Here is a 17055-nt window from a genome sequence, read left to right as displayed (position 1 = left end):
TCGAGTCTCTCGATAATGGAGAGAATACGCGAAGCATGGCCGAGACGTCAACGCGAACGCGCGAGATGGCGCGCGCTGCGGAAGTGATGCGCGAGTTCATGGCCCGGGCGGTGCTCTTCCAAGACGCGGTGGCGAAGTGGGGCGGCCTGAACGGCACGGACCTCCAGTGCGCCAGCCTGCTCATGAGCGAAGGCCCCGCGACGCCGGGCGAGCTCGCCGAGCGCACCGGGCTCACCGCCGGTGGCGCCATCACAACGGCGATCGACCGGCTCGAGCGCGCCGGGTTCGTCACGCGCGACCGCGATCCGAACGACCGCCGCCGCGTCATCGTGGCCGCCGTGCCCGAGGCGATCTTCGCCCGCTTCGGCGAGGTCTACGGCCGCGTCGGAGCCCGCTGGAACGCGTATCTCGAGACCCTGACCGACGATCAGCTCGCCTTCGCCAACGAGCTCTTCGCCCACGCCGCCGAGGTGAACCGCGAGGAGATCGAGATGCTCCGCCGCCACTGACGTCGACCCACTCGGCAGCGGATGCCGCTCGACCGGCTCGTCAGGCCGTGACCAGCCGCGGCTTAGTCCGCCGTGTGACCTCGCGCGGTGAGCACGGCGATGCCGTCGAGCACGGCGCGCTGGGTCGATCGGGCGCCCAGGACGCGGAAATGGCCGGATGTCGGCACCGCGATGTTCGTCGCGCCGTCGAGCGCGCTCCCTTCGGGGATGTGGGGATCCCACGGCCCGAACACCGACACGATGCGGCCGTTGACCGACGTCTCGCGCCCGAGGGTGAGGATGGTCTCGTCCTTGGGGCGGAACGCGCGGATGCTCGGCACGACGAACATTCGCGCAAGCCGGGAGCCTCCGAACGGGGTGGCGACGGCGACGAGGCCGACGAGGCCGAGCGGGCGCCCGTGGTCGGTCGCCGCTGCGGCGGCCTCGGCCGGGTCGCCGCCCGCGGCAGCCTCCGCGGCGGCGCGCGCGGCCGCGCCCGACGAGACGAGGAGGTGCTTGCCGATGAGCCCGCCCTTGCTGTGCGCCACCAGCACGCGCCCGGCGTCGGGGGCCGGCGTGCGGGCGAGGAGGTCACCGAGGCGATCGGCGGTCGAGGGGATCGCGCGGCGGTTCACGCCCAGGCCGTGCACGACCGCGACGCGGTGGCCCGCGGCGGCGAGGGCGTCGCCGAGGGGACGCAGAAAAGTCCAGTGCTCGTACACGCCGGGGATGAGGTACACCTCCGGCAGCGTGGGGTCGCCCCGGCGCCACGCCCGCGGGACGGGCCGGCGGCTCCCGATCGTCCATGGCAGCGCCAACAGGGCGAGCTGCCGGCGGGCCGCGTAGACGTAGTCGGCGACCCACGACAGTCCGCGCCGCACCAGCGACAGGCGAGGGACGGAGACGGCGGTCGCCTGGTCGGACATGTGCGAAGTCTACGAGGGCGCGGTGGACGTGCCGCGGACGCCTGCGATAGCCGACTCCACGACGGTTGCTGCGAGGGCGTCGATGACGGATGCCGGCTGCCATCGCACCGGGCCGTGCACGGCGATGTCGGCGAAGCCGTGGACGGCCGACCAGCAGGCCCACTCGGCGAACGGGCGGCGTCCGGGGGAGAGGGCACCGGCGTCGACCATCGCGTCGAGCGTGTCCATCAGAAGCCGGAAGGGGGCGACGATCTCGTCGTCCAGGGTCACGATGCCGTCGTTCGCGTGGGTGTCCTGCGTGAAGAACGCGGTCTCGAACCACCCGCGCTCGGTGCGCGCGAAGTCGATGTAGGCCAGTCCCACGCGGCGCAGCCGCTCGATCGCGGTGTCGGCGGGGGAGAGGTCCGACGGCGTGGCCTCGACGCGCGCCGTGATCGCGGCGGCCAGTTCGAGCTGTGCTTCGCGGGCCACCGCCCGCACCAGGGCGTCGCGATCGGCGAAGTGCCGGTACGCCGCATTGGGTGAGACGCCGGCGGCGCGGGTCGCCTCGCGCAGGGTCACCGCGGCCGGGCCGCCGGTGCGGGCGAGCTGCAGTCCCTCGCTGATCAGTGCGTGTCGGAGGTGGCCGTGATGATAGGCACGCAGGGGCGAAGTCATTGCGTCCTCCCGGCCGGGTGTGTACGTTGTGAACACTGAATGTGAACAGTGTCCACATTCACCTTAGGCCCTCGCCCTCACCGCTCGTTCAGTGAACACGCGGAAGGAATCGTCATGAGCCAGCCGAGCCCCGCCGGGCCCGCAGCATCCGAAGATCCCGTCCAGCACCGCCCCGACGCGCGCACCCTGCGTGCGTTCTACCAGGTGCTCGTCAACACCGCGCTCGCCAACGTGACATCGAGCTACCTGTGGTTCGCGCTGACGTTCTGGGTCTACCTCGAGACGAAGTCGGTGCTCGCGACGGCGATCATCGGCGGGTTGTACATGCTTCTCGTCGCGGTCTTCGGCGTCGTGTTCGGTGTGATCGTCGACCACATGAAGAAGAAGTCGGTCATGCTCCTCTCGAGCATCGTGACCGCGTCGGCGTACGTCGGCGCCGGGGCCATGTTCGTGGCGTTCCCCGAGAGCGCACTGCTCGACTGGACCGGACCGTGGTTCTGGGCGTTCGCCGGCGTGATCCTCATCGGCGGGGTCGTCGAGAACCTCCGCAACATCGCTCTGTCGACGACGGTCACGCTCCTCGTGCCCGGCGATCGCCGCGACAAGGCCAACGGCCTCGTCGGCGCGGTGCAGGGAATCGCCTTCATGGTGACGAGCGTGTTCTCGGGCCTGTCGATCGGGCTCCTCGGCATGGGCTGGACGGTGGCCATCGCGATCGCCGCCACCGGCGTGGCGCTCATCCACCTGATGTTCGTCCCGATCCCCGAGCGCGGCGTCGCGCAGGTCGAGGGGGACGCGCCGAAGGGCTTCAGCTTCAAGGGCGTGATCCCGGCGGTCATGGCTGTGCCGGGCCTGCTCGCCCTCATCCTCTTCTCGACGTTCAACAACCTCGTGGGCGGCGTCTTCATGGCCCTGATGGATCCCTACGGGCTGACGCTCTTCTCGGTGGAGATGTGGGGCATCGTCCTCGGCGTCACGAGCTTCGGGTTCATCATCGGCGGCGCGCTCGTCGCCAAGTTCGGGTTGGGCGAGAACCCGGTGCGCACGATGCTCCTCGTCAACATCGGCATCGCCTTCCTCGGCATGGCATTCGCGATCCGCGAGTGGTGGTGGCTGTACGGGCTCGGCATCCTCGTCTTCATGGCGCTCATGCCGATCGCGGAGGCCTCGGAGCAGACGATCGTGCAGCGCGTCGTGCCGTTCGAGAAGCAGGGGCGGGTCTTCGGCTTCGCGGCCAGCGTGGAGTCCGCGGCGGCCCCGGTCTCGGCGTTCCTCATCGGACCCATCGCCCAGTTCTGGCTCATCCCGTACATGAACTCGCCCGAGGGGCAGCAGGCGTGGGGCTGGCTGCTCGGCGACGGCGAGGCGCGCGGCATCGCGCTCGCGTTCGTCGGCGCGAGCCTGGTGCTCCTGCTCGTGGTGCTGCTCGCCTTCGTGTCGAAGCCCTACCGTGAGCTCTCCGACGCGTACGCCGGGGCGCCGCCGTCGCTCCACGCCGACGACGAGGGAACGGATGCCGCCACCCCGGCGGCGTCGGCGTCCACGGCGATCGGTGAGGCCGGAGCGGATGTGCGCTCGGGGCTGCGCTGACCCGCGATCCCGGACGGGGTCGCCGCAGCGACTCCGGTGTGTGTGGTTCAGAAGCGGACGACACCCATGGCAGCAACCTCGTCGGGGCGGCCGGGGAACACCTCGAGCGCGAAGCCCTCGGTGTCGACGGCGACCGTGAGGAGGGTCGTCCACTGATCGAGCGGCGGCAGGGTCAGGTCGGGGATCATGCAGATCTCGGCGGCCGAACCCCGCCCGCCGCACGCCGCCAGGGCGCGATCGGTGGACGCGAGGCCTGCGAGTTCACCACGCACCTGGTCGAGATGCGCCAGGCGGGCGACCGTCGTGGAGTCTTGCATCGTGTCGCCCGCCGACAGCGCCGGATCCAGGAAGTGGTTCGTGTGGAAGAGCCAGCCGTCGGCGCCAGGCTCGACGACGCCGAGTCCCGACGGTGCGAGTTCGAGCGCCGCGGCTCGGGAGCCCGTGGGGGTGGTCTCGAACACCGTGAGCACCGTCGACGCGCTGACGGCTGCGCTCGTCGCGATCGATCGGGCGTCGGCGAGGGAGCGGGCTTCGTCGAGCACCCGGCGGGCGACCGCGTGCACCGGGACGCCGCCCGCGTCCGAATCGGACTCGTGGGACAGGATGTTGAAATGCAGCCCGACCCCGGCGCTGTTCACGCCGATCTTGCCCGGCGCGCCGAATTCGGTGAACGTCTTCACGCGCAGCCCGCTCGCCGACGTGAGCTCGAGCAGCAGCGCCTCGGGGACGAGGAACCCGTGCCAGTCCCACGTCTGGAGCGACTCGGCCGCCACACCCGTCCCGACGTGCACGGCGGTGGAGCACTCGCCCGGCCGTGGCGGCGCGGACGCGAGGATCTCGGTTCGCGCGGCGACCGCGGCGAGCCGCCAGCGCTCGACGTCCGCAGCGTCGGCGATGGCGTCCGACTCGGCGGCGAGGCCGGGCGCCCACGCGGCGAGTGCCTCGCGACTGCGCTCGGCGACGGCGCGCACCTGCGTGGCCGGGACGCCGAGCTCGGCGAAATGCGCAAGGTAGAGCTCCGCGGTGCGGCGGTACTGGGGGCCGAAAGCGGCGCCCAGCTCGGTGCCGCGCTGGGCGGGATCGGTGGTCGTCGAAGTGAAGGTGCGGAGGTCCACGGGTTCCTAGTCGAGCTCGGGGGTGCGCGGGGGAGCGGTGCGGCGCGGCCGCAGCGCCTCGAACGCCGCCGCCCAGGCGAGCAGATCGGGGTCGCTGTACGCGCGCCCGGCGATCGTGAGGCCCACCGGCATCCCGATGTCGTCCATCGTCCCCATCGGGATGGTCACGGTCGGGATGCCGAGGTGGCGGATCGCGAGGTTGCCGTTGGCGACCCAGACACCGTTGCGCCAGCCGAGATCGGCGGATGCCTCGTTCACGTCCATGTCGGCCGGCCCGATGTCGGCGACCGCGGGGAAGATGACGGCGTGGAGGCCGAGGATCGACATCCAGTCCTCGAGATCGATGCGCCGCGTCTCTTCGAGGCCCCGTGCGCCGTCCTCGATCTCGGGGATGTCGGCGAACGAGGCGTACGGGTGCTCGCGCACCTGCGCCGGATAGGTCGCGATGTCGTCGTCGAAGCCGGTGTAGCGGTCGGGCAAGGCGCCGTCGGGGTGTGGGAAGATCGCCGCGCCGTCGACGTCCTCGAGGCGGTCGAGCGTCGGGTCGCCGTTCGCCCGCAGGAAGTCGTCCCACGCCCACGCCGACAGGTCGACGATCTCGCGCTGGAGGAACGCCTCGGTCACCAGCCCGCGCGTCATGATCGTCGGGGCGCCCAGCCGGTCGCCCTCGTAGTTCGTCACGGCCGGGAAGTCGACCTCCACGACCTCTGCGCCCGCGGCCTCGAGGTCCATGCGGGCCTTCTCCCACAGCGCGAGCACCGAGGGCCGCGTCTCGATCCCGGTGCCGGTCGGCCCGCCGATGCCGCCGTCAGGGTTGGTCCCGGCCTCGGGGTCGGCGTTGATGTACATCCGCGGCACGCCGAATCGGCGCCCGGCCAGGGTCGCGGCGGCCGCGTCCGCATCGGCCGACGCGAGCGCCGGGTACGACGCCGGGCGCAGGGCCGAGGCATCCGGGATCTCGATCCAGGGCTGCGCGCGCCAGAAGTCGCCGCGAGTCTCAGGATCGTCGGCGACCAGCACATCGAGGATCTCGAGCAGGTCCGCCATGGTGCGGGTGTGGGGCACGACGACGTCCATCGTGGGCACGAGCGGCCAGTTGCCGCGCACCGAGATCACCCCGCGCGACGGCGTGTAGGCGCACAGCGCGTTGTTCGATGCCGGCGCGCGGCCGCTCGACCAGGTCTCCTCGCCGAGCCCGAACGCCGCGAACGACGCCGCGGTCGCCGTGCCCGAGCCGTTGGACGAGCCCGACCCGAACGCCGAGGTCAGGTACTCGGCGTTGTACGGGCTCTCGGCGCGGCCGTAGACGCCGCGCTGCATGCCGCCGTTGGCCATCGGGGGCATGTTGGTGAGCCCGATGAGCACCGCTCCGGCCTGCCGCAGGCGCTCGATCGAGAACGCGTCGCGCTGCGCGACGAGGTCGGCGAACGCGGGCGAGCCCGCCGCGACGGTGAGGCCCTTCGCCATGAACGAGTCCTTCGCCGTGTACGGGATGCCGTCGAGCGGCCCGAGCGTGCGGCCTTCGGCGCGACGGAGATCGGATGCTGCCGCCTCGGCCCGCGCGTCGGGATTGCGCACGATCACCGCGTTGAGGGCGGTCGCCGTGCCGGGTGCGTCGTACGCGTCGATCCGGGCCAGGTACGCGTCGACGAGTTCGACGCTGGTCACTTCCCCGGCGTCGAGTGCGTCGCGGAGCTCGGCGATCGTCTTCTCGACCACGGGGTACATCAGGCCTCCTCCCGTCGGACACGCCCGCGGGTCATCGGGCCACCGCCGGCTGCTGCTGGGTGATGCAGTGGATGCCGCCGCCACCGGCGAAGATCTGGCGCGCGTCGACCGTCACCGCTCTCCGCCCGGGGTACGCGGCTTCGAGGATGTCGCGCGCCCGCTCGTCGGCGCGGTCCTCGCCGAATCCGCACGCGATGATCCCGCCGTTCACGACGAGGTGGTTGACGTAGCTGTAGTCGACGAAGCCCTCCGCATCCCGGAGCGTCTCGGGGGCGGGCAGGTCGATGATCTCGAAGGTGCGGCCCGCGGCATCCGTCTCGGCCGACAGGAAGGCGCGCAGATCCCGCGACACCTCGAAGTCGGGGTGCTCGGGGTTCTGTTGCGCGTGCAGGAGGACGCGACCGGGCGTGGGGATGGTCGCCACGATGTCGACGTGCCCGTTCGTGCCGAACTCGTCGTAGTCGCGGGTGAGTCCGCGGGGGAGCCACACGACCTTCGTCGCGCCGATGGTGCGGTGAAGCTCGGCCTCGACGCGGGCGCGGTCGGCGAAGCGGTTGCGGCGCGGATCGAGCTGCACGGTCTCGGTGACGAGCACCGTGCCCTCGCCGTCGACGTGGATGCCGCCGCCCTCGTTGACGAGCAGCGAGCTCACGACCTCGGCGTCCGCGAGGTCGGCGGTGAAGCGGGCGTGCTGAGCCGCCTTCTCCCACGTCGCCCACGCCGGTGCACCCCAGCCGTTGAAGATCCAATCCACGGCGCCGAGTGCGCCGGACCGCTCGTCGTCGACGACGAACGTCGGGCCGTGGTCGCGGAACCAGAACTCGTCCACCGGAGTCTCGACGATGTCGATGGCCGAGTCGAGCATGCGCCGCGCGCGGTGCGCCTTCGACGGATCGACGAGCATCGTCACGGGCTCGAAGTTCGCGACGGTGTTGGCCACCGCGCTCCACGCGGCGTAGAAGCGCTCCTGCTCTGCGGGGTCGTCGCCGAGCGTCGGCCCCTCGTTCGGGAACGCCATCCACGTGCGCTCGTGCGGCTCGCTCTCGTGCGGCATCCTCCAGGCCATCGTCGCCCCTTCGTTCGGTCGTCTCGCGACACGGGCCCCGCCGTTCCGCGAAGTAATTGATCTAGCGATCAATAGGAAAGATACCTATGCTGGCGAGACCATGTCAAGCACATCGTCACGGCCGCGCACCCGCAAGGCTCCTGCCGAACGGGCCGCCGAGATCGTCGCAGCGGCGACGGCGATCGCACATGAGCACGGCCTCCGGGCGCTCACGCTGCGCGCCGTGGCGGAGCGGGCGGGGGTCGCGTCGGGCCTCGTCGCGCATTATCAGCCGTCCATGGACGACCTCGTGGCGCGCGTCTATGCCGACCTCGTCGACGAGGAGGTGCGCGACGTCGAGCGGCTCGTCGGCGCCGTCGCCGATCCGGCGGCCCGGCTCGGCGCGCTGATCGACACCCTCATGGACGCCGCGCGCGAGGACCTCACCGTGGTGTGGGTCGAGGGCTGGGCGATGGCCCGCCGCAACGACGCACTCGCACACGCCGTGCGTGCGCAGATGGAGCGCTGGCAGTCGCTCGTCGAGTCGATCATCGCGGACGGATGCCGCACCGGCGCGTTCTCGACCACCGAGCCCGGCGAGGTGGCGTGGGAGCTCCTCGGCATGATCGACGGGCTCAACGCGCAGTCCCTCGCCCGCGGCACCGACACGGCCCGGTTCGCCGCCCGTACCGCGCGCGCGGCCGAGACCCTCGTCGGCGCCAGGCCGGGATCGGTCCCGGTCGGCTCGTAGCCCTCCGGGCACTACGGCACAACCCCCTCCCCACCTCGTGGCGGGCGCCCGTACGTTCGAGGCAGCACCCTCGACGTCGACGATCGTCCGTGACGACCTGCGACGACGCGCGCCCCGCGCGGGAGGAGCAGGGCAGGATGGAACCATGAGCGCGATCCCCACCGTGACCTTGAACGACGGTGCCTGGTTCCCCGAGCTGGGACTCGGCACCTACCACCTGCGAGGCGAGGAGGGGATCGCGGCGATCGTCGCGGCGATCGACGCGGGCTACCGGCTGCTCGACACCGCGGTCAACTACGAGAACGAGCGCGAGGTCGGTGAGGCGGTGCGGCGCAGTGACGTCGACCGCGGCAAGCTGCTGGTCGCGTCCAAGATCCCCGGACGCCACCATGGCCGGCAGGAGGCGATCGACAGCATCAAGGGTTCGCTGGACCTGCTGGGCCTGGACCGCATCGACCTGCAGCTGATCCATTGGCCGAACCCCAGCGTCGGCAAGTACGTCGACACCTGGCGCGGCATGATCGAGGCGCGCGAGCTGGGGCTCGTCCGCTCGATCGGCGTCTCGAACTTCACCGAGGACCAGCTCACCCAGCTCATCGAAGAGACGGGCGTCGTGCCGGCGGTCAACCAGGTGGAGCTGCACCCGTACTTCCCGCAGGAGCAGCTGCGGGCGTTCCACAGGACCCACGGCATCCGCACCGAGAGCTGGAGCCCGCTCGCCCGACGCAGCGAGCTGCTGACCGAGCAGATCCTCACCGAGCTCGCCACGGTCCACGACGTCACTCCGACGCAGGTGGTGCTCCGCTGGCACACACACCTCGGCAGCACGCCGATCCCCAAGTCGGCCGATTCGGACCGCCAGCGCGAGAACGCGGACGTCTTCGGCTTCACGCTCACCGACGATCAGCTCGCCGCCATCAGCGCGCTCGAGCGCGGGCGCCTGTGGAACGGTGACCCGCTCACCCACGAGGAGATGTGACACGGATGCTGCGGCCCGGCGCACCGCGCCGGGCCGCAGCATCCGTCCCGGCTTCAGGCGTCGGGCAGGGCGTCGAGCCACTCGGCGAACGTCTGAGTGCCGCGCAGCGCTTCGGGACCGGGAAGCAGCGCGCCCGAACGGAGGGCGCGGCCGAGGGCGCCCGGCGTGTTCACGACGGGGACCGGCGCGCGACGGCCGATCGCGTGGGCGTAGCGGTGCACCATGTCTGCCAGGCTCTCCTCTTGCGGTCCGGCGAGGTCGGTCGTGCGGCCCGCGGGGCCTTGTTCGGCGAGGTCGACGAGATGCGCGGCGACCTCGTGCACGGCGATGGGCTGCACACGGCCGGACGGGGCGACGTGGGCGCCGGCGTGGCCGCGGTGGTAGACCATCGCCGCGTACTCGTGGAACTGGGTCGCGCGCAGGATCGTCCACGGCACGTCGCTGCCGGCGACCAGCCGCTCCTGCACCAGCTTTCCGGCGTAGTAGCCGTCCGGCGCGGCCTCGGCGCCGACGATGGTCAGTGCCAGGTGATGCGCGACGTGTGCGATGCGCTCGGCTGCGAGCAGGCTCTTCGTGGCACCGGCGAAGAACATGACCGACACGTCGGGCTTCGCGGTCGTCACGTTGGTGACGTCGATGAGCGCGTCGACGCCGTCGAGCGTGCCCGCGAGGCCCGCACCGCTCAGCAGTTCGACGCCCGTGCGGCGCGACAGGATGACGCCATCGTGTCCGCGCTCGCGCGCGATCGCCGCGATGTGCCCGCCCGTCATGCCGGTGCCGCCGGCGATGGCGAGTCTCACGAGTCCTCCCGGTGCGTGTGACTCCGAACCCCCGCTCAGCGTAGACCTACGCCCTGCGGGTCCGTCAGCCGAGTTCGGCGAGCCAGTCCGCGACGTCTGAGTGCCGAGCACCGCGCCCCTGCCGCGCCTGGCGCCCGATGCGGTGCTCCCCCCGGTGGAGACTCCCGACGGACTCGGCTTCCTCGCGACGCTTCATGGCGTGGCCGACGCGCTCGTCACGCGCGAGGTGCGGGACGGCCGGATCACCGACGTCTTCATCATGCGCAACCCCGACAAGCTCACCCAGTGGGGCTGACGCGGCTCGTACCGGCGCTCTGCGAGGGGCGAGGCGGGCGGCGCGTTCACGGCGGGCGGCGGCATCCTCTTCGTGTCGGCCTGCTCCGACGCCGAGGGTGACGCCGACGACGAGTCGGGTCGGCTGGGCCGGACGGAGCCGCGTCCGGCGCGCGTCTCAGGACGCGTGCCGGACTTCGCAGTCGCTTCCCGGCGACAGGATCGCCTCATGCCCGTCGTCGTAGCGGACCACCAGCAGCGGGTTCTCCTCGCTGCCCCGGACCTCGATGACCTCACCCGCGCGCTCCACGGCACCGACTACGCGGCCGTGGATGATCACGCGATCGCCGACGCTCGCCTGCATGGCGGACCACCTCCTCGCGCTCACGATACGACGCGGCGGCGGCGAGGGGTAGGGGTGTCCGGCCTCCGGCTACAGCCGGGCGCCGTCGTCGTCGCGGTTCTCGAGGCCGACGCTGCGCCCACGCCAGGACTCGTAAGCCATCAGCCAGCCGATCGACACCGCCGCGGCGAGCACGACGCCCAGCAGCACGTTTCCCCAGATGAGCCCGAAGACGATCCCCAGCGTGAACATCAGGGCCGTGCCGAGCGCCCAGCCCGAGTGTCCCCGCGTCCAGCCCTTCCGCGTCGTGGTCATGTCGCCAGCCTAGGGCCGCGGCGGCGGCGGGCGGGCGCCGGGCCTCCGGGGGCCTACCGGCCGGTGCCGCTCGCTAGGTCGGAAGGACCCACCACACGGTACGGACCTCATGTCCCTCGACGTCGGCCCGCTCACGCTCGGCACCTCGCCCCTCGCACGGTCCACCGATCCCGGCTCGTCCGCCGAGGACGCCGCGGTCGCCTTCGCGGAGCAGCTGCTCGAGAGCAGCCACGCCTTCATCGACACCCCATCGACGACAGCGAGGCCGCCTGATCGCGCCCGACACGGCGAGCGCGGACCCCGGCCTCTCGCCGGAGTCCGCGACCTGCTCAGCCCTGCCGCGCGTTGACCGCCACCATCCAGTCGATGCCGAAGCGGTCGGTGAGCATGCCGAACTTGCCGCCCCACGGCGGCGTGTCGTACGGCATCGTGATGGTGCCGCCGTCGGCGAGCTTGTCCCAGAAGCCCTGCAGCGAGGCCTCGTCGTCACCGCTCACCGAGACCGAGATGCCGGCCGGCTTCTCGTAGTTCATGCCGGTGGGCGTGTCGGCGCCCATCAGGACGAAGCCGTCGGGGCTGGTGAGCTGTGCGTGCATCACGAGATCGTTCTCGGAGGGGTCCTGCACCATCCCCTCGAACTGGCCGAACGTCGAGATGTCGAGGTCGCCCCCGAAAACGGTCTGGTAGAAGGTCATCGCCTCACGGGCTTGGTTCTTGAAGGAGAGATACGGGTTGAGGCTGGGCATGTCGAACTCCTGAAGTGGGTGGTGGATGCCGCGCCCGGCCGCGTGGCGCGTCCCAGTGTCGTCGGCACCTCCGACATCCACAAGACAGGGTGTCGTCACGCCTTCTTCGGAGGCGGGCGGTCGCGCCACTTGACGCCGCGCGCCGCCGTCCTCTAGCGTTGCGGGGCTGCGCCGACCGGCGCGGCCTCACGAGCGAGCCGAGAGGACGACGGATGAACGCCGAGCGCGAACTCCGTTTCGAGGCGGTCCTGGGTCAGCAGCCCAAGGGCCGTTACGAGTCGTCCCCTCCGGCGCAGGCCGTGTAGCAGCATCCGCTGATCCACGCCCCGCACCGCACAGGTCCGGGGCGTTTCCCTTTCCCGGGGAACTCCGGACCGACGGCCCGCCCCCCGCGCACCCGAACGGGTGCGTGAGCTCGCAAGGAAAGGAATCATGGAGAGGCTCACAGACCGGCTGCTCTCGTGGGCGAGCCTGATCGACGAGAAGACCGTCGAGCAGGCCCGCACCTCGTCCCGCATGCCGTTCATCCACCCGCATCTGGCCCTCATGCCCGATGCCCATCTCGGGAAGGGCGCGACCGTCGGGTCGGTCATCCCGACGCTCGGGGCCATCATGCCCGCCGCCGTCGGGGTCGACATCGGCTGCGGCATGATCGCCGTACGCACCCAGTTCACGAAGGCGCAGCTCGTCGCGCACGATCTCACGCAGCTGCGTGAGCAGATCGAGCGGGCCGTTCCGCTCTCGGCCGGGCGTGACAACCGCAAAGTGGTCGCCACCGCCGAGCCCCGGGTCGCGGAGCTGGAGGAGCTCGCCGAGAAGGCCGAGTTCGACCCGGCGCGGTACGCCGGCCATTGGCGGCTGCAGCTCGGTTCGCTGGGGTCGGGCAACCACTTCATCGAGGTGTCGGTCGATGAGCTCGACCGCGTGTGGATGTTCCTCCACTCCGGTTCGAGGGGCGTCGGGAACAAGATCGCCACGCACCACATCGGTGTCGCGCAGCGCCTGGCCAAGCAGTGGTGGATCGAGCTTGCCGACCCCGACCTCGCGTACCTCGTCGAGGGCACGCCGGAGTTCCGCGCGTACATCCGTGAGCTGCGGTGGGCGCAGCACTTCGCTCTTCTCAATCGTGAGGAGATGATGGACCGCGTCGCACGTCAGCTCTCGGAGATCATGGGTACGACTGTGATCGAGCACGAGCGGATCAACTGCCACCACAACTTCACGGAGTCGGAGAAGCACTTCGGCACGCAGGTGTGGGTGTCCCGCAAGGGCGCGATCCAGGCGGACGCCGGTCGGCCGGGCCTCATCCCCGGTTCGATGGGCACCGCATCCTACGTCGTGGAGGGCCTCGGCAACCCGCTGTCGCTGAACTCCTCGCCGCACGGTGCGGGTCGCGAGTACTCGCGGAGCGCGGCGCGCCGCACCTTCACGCACGACCAGCTGCGCGCGGCCATGAGGGGGATCGAGTTCCGCGACACCGACGCGTTCCTGGACGAGATCCCGCAGGCGTACAAGCCGATCGACCGGGTCATGGCCGACGCGGCCGACCTCGTCGCCGTGCGCCATACGCTGCGGCAACTCGTCAACGTGAAGGGCGACTGAACGGAGGCAGCGACCCGACGGTTCTCAGGAGCGCCGGGTCGCTGCCTCGCGAACGTCGACGTCAGCGGTCGCGGTGATCCTCGGGATGCAGGCGCGCGCCACGACGAGGTTCGCGCACACCGCTGGCGCCGAGGAGACGGATGACGCGCTGACGCTGCCCGGGCCACGCGGCCAAGAGCTGCAGCATCCCCTCGTCGTCCGTCCGGTGGCCGGTCAGCGCGTAGCCGACCTCGTGAGCCAGGTGGTAGTCGCCGACGCTCACCGCGTCGGGGTCGCCGAGAGCCCGGATGCGGGTTTCGGCCGAGGTCCACGGACCGATGCCGGGCTGGCTGATCAGCACGCGGTCGACGGCCTCGCCGTCGCCGGCGGCGAGGACCGTGCGCACGATGGCGTCGCCGCGCCGCGCCGTCGAAACGACGGTCTTCGACTGCGGCGGCTCGAGGCCCGAACGGTGCCAGACCCACGAGGGGACGTGCTGCCAGCCGTCGATCGTGGGCGGCGCGAACATCGGCGCCGGCGTCGGGCCGGGGGCGCGCTCGCCGCACCAGGTGACGATGCGCCGCCACGCGCCGAACGCCTGCATGCCGGTCACCTTCTGCTCGAAGATCGCACTCGCCAGTGCGTCGAACACGAGATCCGTGCGCGAGAGGCGCAGGCCCGGATTGCGGTGATGGGCGTCGGCGATGAGCGGATGCGGCGACGCATCGAAGTCGCCGAGGTCGTCGTCGGCGCCGCACAGCGCAGGAAGCTGCGCGAGAGCCCACTCGCGGCCAGGCCCCCAGGCCGCGCCGCGGATCACGCCGGGGTGCGTCTCGCGGATCGCGAGCGTCGCGATGCCCTCGGGCGTGCGGCTGACGCGCCAGATGACCGCGCCCGAGACCGCGATCGTCGGGTCGCCCGCTCCGCGTCGCTGGTACAACACGGTCCGGCGGAGGTCGAGCGGATGCCGTGGTCGGTACTCCGTCTCGAGCGGCCGGCCGTGATCGGGCCGGGGATCGCGGGCGGTCGCCCGCTGATCGAAACGCTCCGCGTCCCTCGTCCGAGGAATGCGCGAGAGCGAGGTGGTCATGCCGCCCACCCTACGCCCCGCCCTCCGACATCCGTTCCGTCTTCGCGAGCCGTCGAGAACGGCACCCGACGCGCTCGGGAGCGGCCGGATGCGTCGGGTCGTCCGCTCGGGCGGCGCGGATCAGAAGCGGTCAGGCGACGGGGTGCCGTGGCCGTAGCGGATGACGACGTCGGCGTGGCGGTCGAAGCGGTAGCCGACGCCGCGCACCGTGCGGACGATGTCTTCGTAGCGGCCGAGCTTGGCGCGGAGGCGGCGGACGTGCACGTCGATGGTCCGCTCGCCCGGGGCGTCGTCGTCGGTCGCGCCCTGCCAGAGCGAGGTCACGAGCTCGGTGCGCTCGATCGTGCGACCCTCGCGGAGTACGAGATACTGCAGCAGCTCGAACTCCTTGAAGGTGAAGGCGGCAGATTCGCCGTCGATGAGGACGCGCTTGCGCGAGATGTCGACGACCACGCCGCCCGAAGCCGGCTCTTCGTCCTCGGGCTCCTCCTGCCTGGTGCGGGCGACGGCCGACGGCTCGTGCAGCGCGAGGCGCACGACGTCGACGTCGCGGCCGCCCGAGCCGACCGGCGCGAGGGCGACCGTGGCGTAGGTCTCGGCGGACGGGGCGAGCTCGGCGAGCGTGCGGCGGAGAGCGTCGACGAGCACGCCGAGGTTCACACCGGAAGCGGCGGCCTTGGCCTCGTCGATGCCGACGTAGAGGGCGAAGCCGCGCGGCGCCGTGCCGGCGGGCAGGGCGCGACCGCCGGGCTGCGCGGGCTCGGGTGCCGGGGCGGCGGGCGCCTCGACCGCGGCCGGGTGATTCACGGCGCGGAGGTGGCGGACGGGAGCGGCGGTGGTGGGACGGTCGAGGAGGGCGGTGGTCGACATGATGATGGTCCTTGCGGGAGGAACCCGGATGGCGGAACCGGGTTGAGATGATGTGCTGCGGCCCTGGTCGTCGGTGGCGAGAAAGGCCGAAAGCCGATCGAGGTCTGTGCCCGACGTTGGGCGGTGTGCGAAGCGGGTCCGGGTGCGCGTGGTCGACGCACGAAACCGGTGCTTCGGGGGACTCCCTGCGGTCAGAAGCGGAGGAGGAGTCCGACGGGGGTCACCGTGCTAGTGGCACATTCGACAACACATGACAATGCGGCCGGCCATCATCATGCCGGCAGTCCTGTTCGCCTCCCGGGCGGACAGATACAGCGCGTTGTCAGTCATGTGCCCGATTATTACCGACTTTGTCCAAAAACGTCAAATCGCACGGGTTCTGGGCCCAGATCGTTTCGGAATGTGACAGATTGCTCAGTTCCACGTCGGGTGACACCGAGTGTCAGCTGAGCGATCATTGCGACATACGGAGCGACGCGTCCCGGTCCTGCGTGGCGGGCGTAGCCTGTCGGCGTGACCCAGCTCCGCTTCACGAAAGAGACCGACGCCTCGCGGTATACCCTGCACCGCGGCGACGACCTGGTGAGCGTGCTCGACTATCGCGACGACGGCAGGACCGTGGCCATGACGCGCGCCTACACGATCCCCTCCTTCCGCGGGCACGGGTACGCCGGTGAACTCGTCGAGCGCGCCGTGGAAGAGCTCGAGGCGCGAGGCGACCGCAAGGTCATCCCGGTGTGCTGGTACGTCGCGGACTGGTTCGATGCGAACCCCTCGCGCCGCGGCATCCTGAATCCGCGTCCGTAGCGGATCGCGCGTCGACACCGTCGGCCTCCCTTGTCAACCCCGTGTCGCCGTCCGCCGCATCGACGGAGGCTGGGGGAGGACGAAAGGAGCACGCATGGATCGCGAACGAGCGAGAACCCAGGACCTGCCCGAGGGCGTCGTGAACGCCGACGCCCCCGGCGGCTGGGAGCAGGTGGACGACACCGAGTCACGAGAGCGCAGCGCCGCGGCGACCGAGGCCGACCTGCTGACGGATGCCGCTTTGCAGCCCGACGACCCCGTCGACGGTGAGGCGGCCCGGCGGGGCGCCGATCCTGACCTTGCGGCGGACGCCGGAAGAGGGGAAGAACCGTGATGAGCACGACCGGCGACGAGTACGAGCAGCCCGGGGTCAACTACCCCGATCGTGAGGATGCGGCCGGTGCCGAGTCGACACCGGCGCCGGGCGAACCCGTGCGCGAAGACTCTCCCGATCCCGCCCCCACGATGGGGGAGCCGGCCCCGGACGCCCAGGAAGCGCCTGCGTGGACCGAGAGAACATCGGCCCAGGCAGGCGACGCCGAGCCCCCCGTGCCCGCGGCGGCCGCACCGACTCACGAAGCCGTCGGAATCGGGGTCGTAGAGGATGGCGTCGACCACCACGGTCAGGACGGGAGCCGCGAGACGCAGACCGTGAGCGAGGCGCAGCGCACGTCGGGCGCCCTCGGGCCGGAGCAGGAGCAGCGGCTGCCCGCGATGGCGCAGAACAACGCGTCTGACGTCGACAAGGTGGCCGGCATCGTCGCGCAGACCCGGCAGGACGTCGGCACCGAGCCTCTGGAGGAGATCGCGCACGTGCTCCGCCAGCGCCTCGTGCAGTCCGGCGTAGAGCTGCCGGAGAACGACATCGAGGAGCTCGCGCGACAGGTGTCGACCGGCGACGCCGACGAGCCCGCGCACCCGCGGCGCACTCCGGCGGGGTGATGCCGCGAT

21 protein-coding genes are annotated in these 17055 nt (G+C 71.3%); 10 read left to right on the top strand and 11 right to left on the bottom strand.

All coding sequences use genetic code 11. The features are described 5' to 3' along the window. The first annotated feature begins 35 nt into the window (after positions 1–35). Positions 36–509: a MarR family winged helix-turn-helix transcriptional regulator gene (locus MRBLWH3_RS00595; RefSeq protein WP_363427682.1), complete on the top strand. Its 474-nt coding sequence runs from the start codon at positions 36–38 to the stop codon at positions 507–509. Between the two features lie 62 nt (positions 510–571). Here the strand turns inward: MRBLWH3_RS00595 and MRBLWH3_RS00590 are convergent, their stop codons facing one another. Both MRBLWH3_RS00590 and MRBLWH3_RS00585 read right to left on the bottom strand, forming a co-directional pair. Further along, positions 572–1414, bottom strand: a complete 843-nt coding sequence (locus MRBLWH3_RS00590; RefSeq protein ID WP_363427680.1) for an esterase/lipase family protein — start codon at positions 1412–1414, stop codon at positions 572–574. Between the two features lie 9 nt (positions 1415–1423). Then, on the bottom strand, positions 1424–2071 hold the full coding sequence (locus MRBLWH3_RS00585) for a TetR/AcrR family transcriptional regulator (RefSeq protein ID WP_363427678.1): 648 nt from the start codon (positions 2069–2071) through the stop codon (positions 1424–1426). A 114-nt stretch (positions 2072–2185) separates the two neighbouring features. On the opposite strand from MRBLWH3_RS00585, the gene MRBLWH3_RS00580 reads away from it, so the two are divergent. Then, positions 2186–3661: an MFS transporter gene (locus tag MRBLWH3_RS00580; RefSeq protein WP_363427676.1), complete on the top strand. Its 1476-nt coding sequence runs from the start codon at positions 2186–2188 to the stop codon at positions 3659–3661. A 47-nt stretch (positions 3662–3708) separates the two neighbouring features. Here the strand turns inward: MRBLWH3_RS00580 and MRBLWH3_RS00575 are convergent, their stop codons facing one another. Genes MRBLWH3_RS00575 through MRBLWH3_RS00565 form a run of 3 tightly spaced genes read right to left on the bottom strand, consistent with a single transcriptional unit; the run spans position 3709 to position 7570 of the window. After that, positions 3709–4776, bottom strand: a complete 1068-nt coding sequence (locus MRBLWH3_RS00575) for a C45 family peptidase (protein ID WP_363427674.1) — start codon at positions 4774–4776, stop codon at positions 3709–3711. Positions 4777–4782: 6 nt separating this feature from the next. Then, a complete protein-coding gene (locus tag MRBLWH3_RS00570) occupies positions 4783–6504 on the bottom strand; it encodes an amidase (RefSeq protein ID WP_363427672.1) in 1722 nt (573 codons plus the stop codon). A gap of 31 nt (positions 6505–6535) precedes the next feature. Next, positions 6536–7570 carry an agmatine deiminase family protein gene (locus MRBLWH3_RS00565; protein WP_363427670.1) on the bottom strand — a complete coding sequence of 345 codons (1035 nt, stop codon included), beginning with the start codon at positions 7568–7570 and terminating at the stop codon, positions 6536–6538. Between the two features lie 100 nt (positions 7571–7670). Between MRBLWH3_RS00565 and MRBLWH3_RS00560 the strand changes: the two genes are divergently transcribed. Both MRBLWH3_RS00560 and MRBLWH3_RS00555 read left to right on the top strand, forming a co-directional pair. Further along, positions 7671–8300, top strand: coding sequence for a TetR/AcrR family transcriptional regulator (locus tag MRBLWH3_RS00560; protein ID WP_363427668.1), 630 nt, complete (start codon positions 7671–7673; stop codon positions 8298–8300). Between the two features lie 145 nt (positions 8301–8445). After that, the gene (locus MRBLWH3_RS00555) at positions 8446–9279 is read left to right on the top strand and encodes an aldo/keto reductase (protein ID WP_363427666.1); all 834 of its coding nucleotides are present in this window, start codon (positions 8446–8448) and stop codon (positions 9277–9279) included. A gap of 53 nt (positions 9280–9332) precedes the next feature. Here the strand turns inward: MRBLWH3_RS00555 and MRBLWH3_RS00550 are convergent, their stop codons facing one another. Then, a complete protein-coding gene (locus tag MRBLWH3_RS00550) occupies positions 9333–10079 on the bottom strand; it encodes an SDR family oxidoreductase (protein WP_363427664.1) in 747 nt (248 codons plus the stop codon). Between the two features lie 154 nt (positions 10080–10233). Between MRBLWH3_RS00550 and MRBLWH3_RS00545 the strand changes: the two genes are divergently transcribed. Then, on the top strand, positions 10234–10374 hold the full coding sequence (locus MRBLWH3_RS00545) for a hypothetical protein (protein WP_363427662.1): 141 nt from the start codon (positions 10234–10236) through the stop codon (positions 10372–10374). A gap of 156 nt (positions 10375–10530) precedes the next feature. Here MRBLWH3_RS00545 and MRBLWH3_RS00540 read toward each other — a convergent pair whose 3' ends face one another. Together MRBLWH3_RS00540 and MRBLWH3_RS00535 are read right to left on the bottom strand one after the other, a co-directional pair. Beyond that, a complete protein-coding gene (locus MRBLWH3_RS00540; RefSeq protein WP_341996991.1) occupies positions 10531–10716 on the bottom strand; it encodes a DUF1918 domain-containing protein in 186 nt (61 codons plus the stop codon). 69 nt (positions 10717–10785) lie between these two features. Then, the gene (locus MRBLWH3_RS00535) at positions 10786–11010 is read right to left on the bottom strand and encodes a hypothetical protein (protein WP_363427660.1); all 225 of its coding nucleotides are present in this window, start codon (positions 11008–11010) and stop codon (positions 10786–10788) included. A gap of 109 nt (positions 11011–11119) precedes the next feature. Between MRBLWH3_RS00535 and MRBLWH3_RS00530 the strand changes: the two genes are divergently transcribed. Then, entirely contained in the window at positions 11120–11359 is a 240-nt protein-coding gene (locus MRBLWH3_RS00530) for a hypothetical protein (RefSeq protein ID WP_363427658.1), read from the top strand. Here the strand turns inward: MRBLWH3_RS00530 and MRBLWH3_RS00525 are convergent. Next, a complete protein-coding gene (locus tag MRBLWH3_RS00525) occupies positions 11340–11756 on the bottom strand; it encodes a VOC family protein (RefSeq protein WP_363427656.1) in 417 nt (138 codons plus the stop codon). The genes MRBLWH3_RS00530 and MRBLWH3_RS00525 overlap by 20 nt on opposite strands. 432 nt (positions 11757–12188) lie before the next feature. On the opposite strand from MRBLWH3_RS00525, the gene MRBLWH3_RS00520 reads away from it, so the two are divergent. Further along, positions 12189–13358 (top strand): RtcB family protein, encoded by a 1170-nt coding sequence (locus MRBLWH3_RS00520; RefSeq protein ID WP_363427654.1) that lies wholly within the window; start codon positions 12189–12191, stop codon positions 13356–13358. A gap of 61 nt (positions 13359–13419) precedes the next feature. Here the strand turns inward: MRBLWH3_RS00520 and MRBLWH3_RS00515 are convergent, their stop codons facing one another. Together MRBLWH3_RS00515 and MRBLWH3_RS00510 are read right to left on the bottom strand one after the other, a co-directional pair. Beyond that, positions 13420–14427, bottom strand: a complete 1008-nt coding sequence (locus tag MRBLWH3_RS00515) for a DNA-3-methyladenine glycosylase family protein (protein ID WP_363427652.1) — start codon at positions 14425–14427, stop codon at positions 13420–13422. Positions 14428–14547: 120 nt separating this feature from the next. Continuing rightward, positions 14548–15297 (bottom strand): winged helix-turn-helix domain-containing protein, encoded by a 750-nt coding sequence (locus MRBLWH3_RS00510; protein ID WP_363427650.1) that lies wholly within the window; start codon positions 15295–15297, stop codon positions 14548–14550. 513 nt (positions 15298–15810) lie between these two features. Here MRBLWH3_RS00510 and MRBLWH3_RS00505 point away from each other — a divergent pair. From MRBLWH3_RS00505 to MRBLWH3_RS00495, 3 genes are all read left to right on the top strand, one after another. Further along, positions 15811–16104 carry a GNAT family N-acetyltransferase gene (locus MRBLWH3_RS00505; RefSeq protein ID WP_363427648.1) on the top strand — a complete coding sequence of 98 codons (294 nt, stop codon included), beginning with the start codon at positions 15811–15813 and terminating at the stop codon, positions 16102–16104. Positions 16105–16198: 94 nt separating this feature from the next. Then, positions 16199–16438, top strand: a complete 240-nt coding sequence (locus tag MRBLWH3_RS00500; protein WP_363427646.1) for a hypothetical protein — start codon at positions 16199–16201, stop codon at positions 16436–16438. After that, positions 16438–17046, top strand: coding sequence for a hypothetical protein (locus MRBLWH3_RS00495; protein ID WP_363427644.1), 609 nt, complete (start codon positions 16438–16440; stop codon positions 17044–17046). Before MRBLWH3_RS00500 ends, MRBLWH3_RS00495 begins: the two co-directional genes overlap by 1 nt. Positions 17047–17055 lie beyond the last annotated feature (9 nt).

The sequence above is a fragment of the Microbacterium sp. LWH3-1.2 genome (assembly GCF_040675855.1).
In the GTDB taxonomy this organism is placed as follows: domain Bacteria; phylum Actinomycetota; class Actinomycetes; order Actinomycetales; family Microbacteriaceae; genus Microbacterium.
The sequence above is the reverse complement of the archived record's forward strand: the minus strand, read 5'-3'. Positions and strand labels throughout refer to the sequence as shown.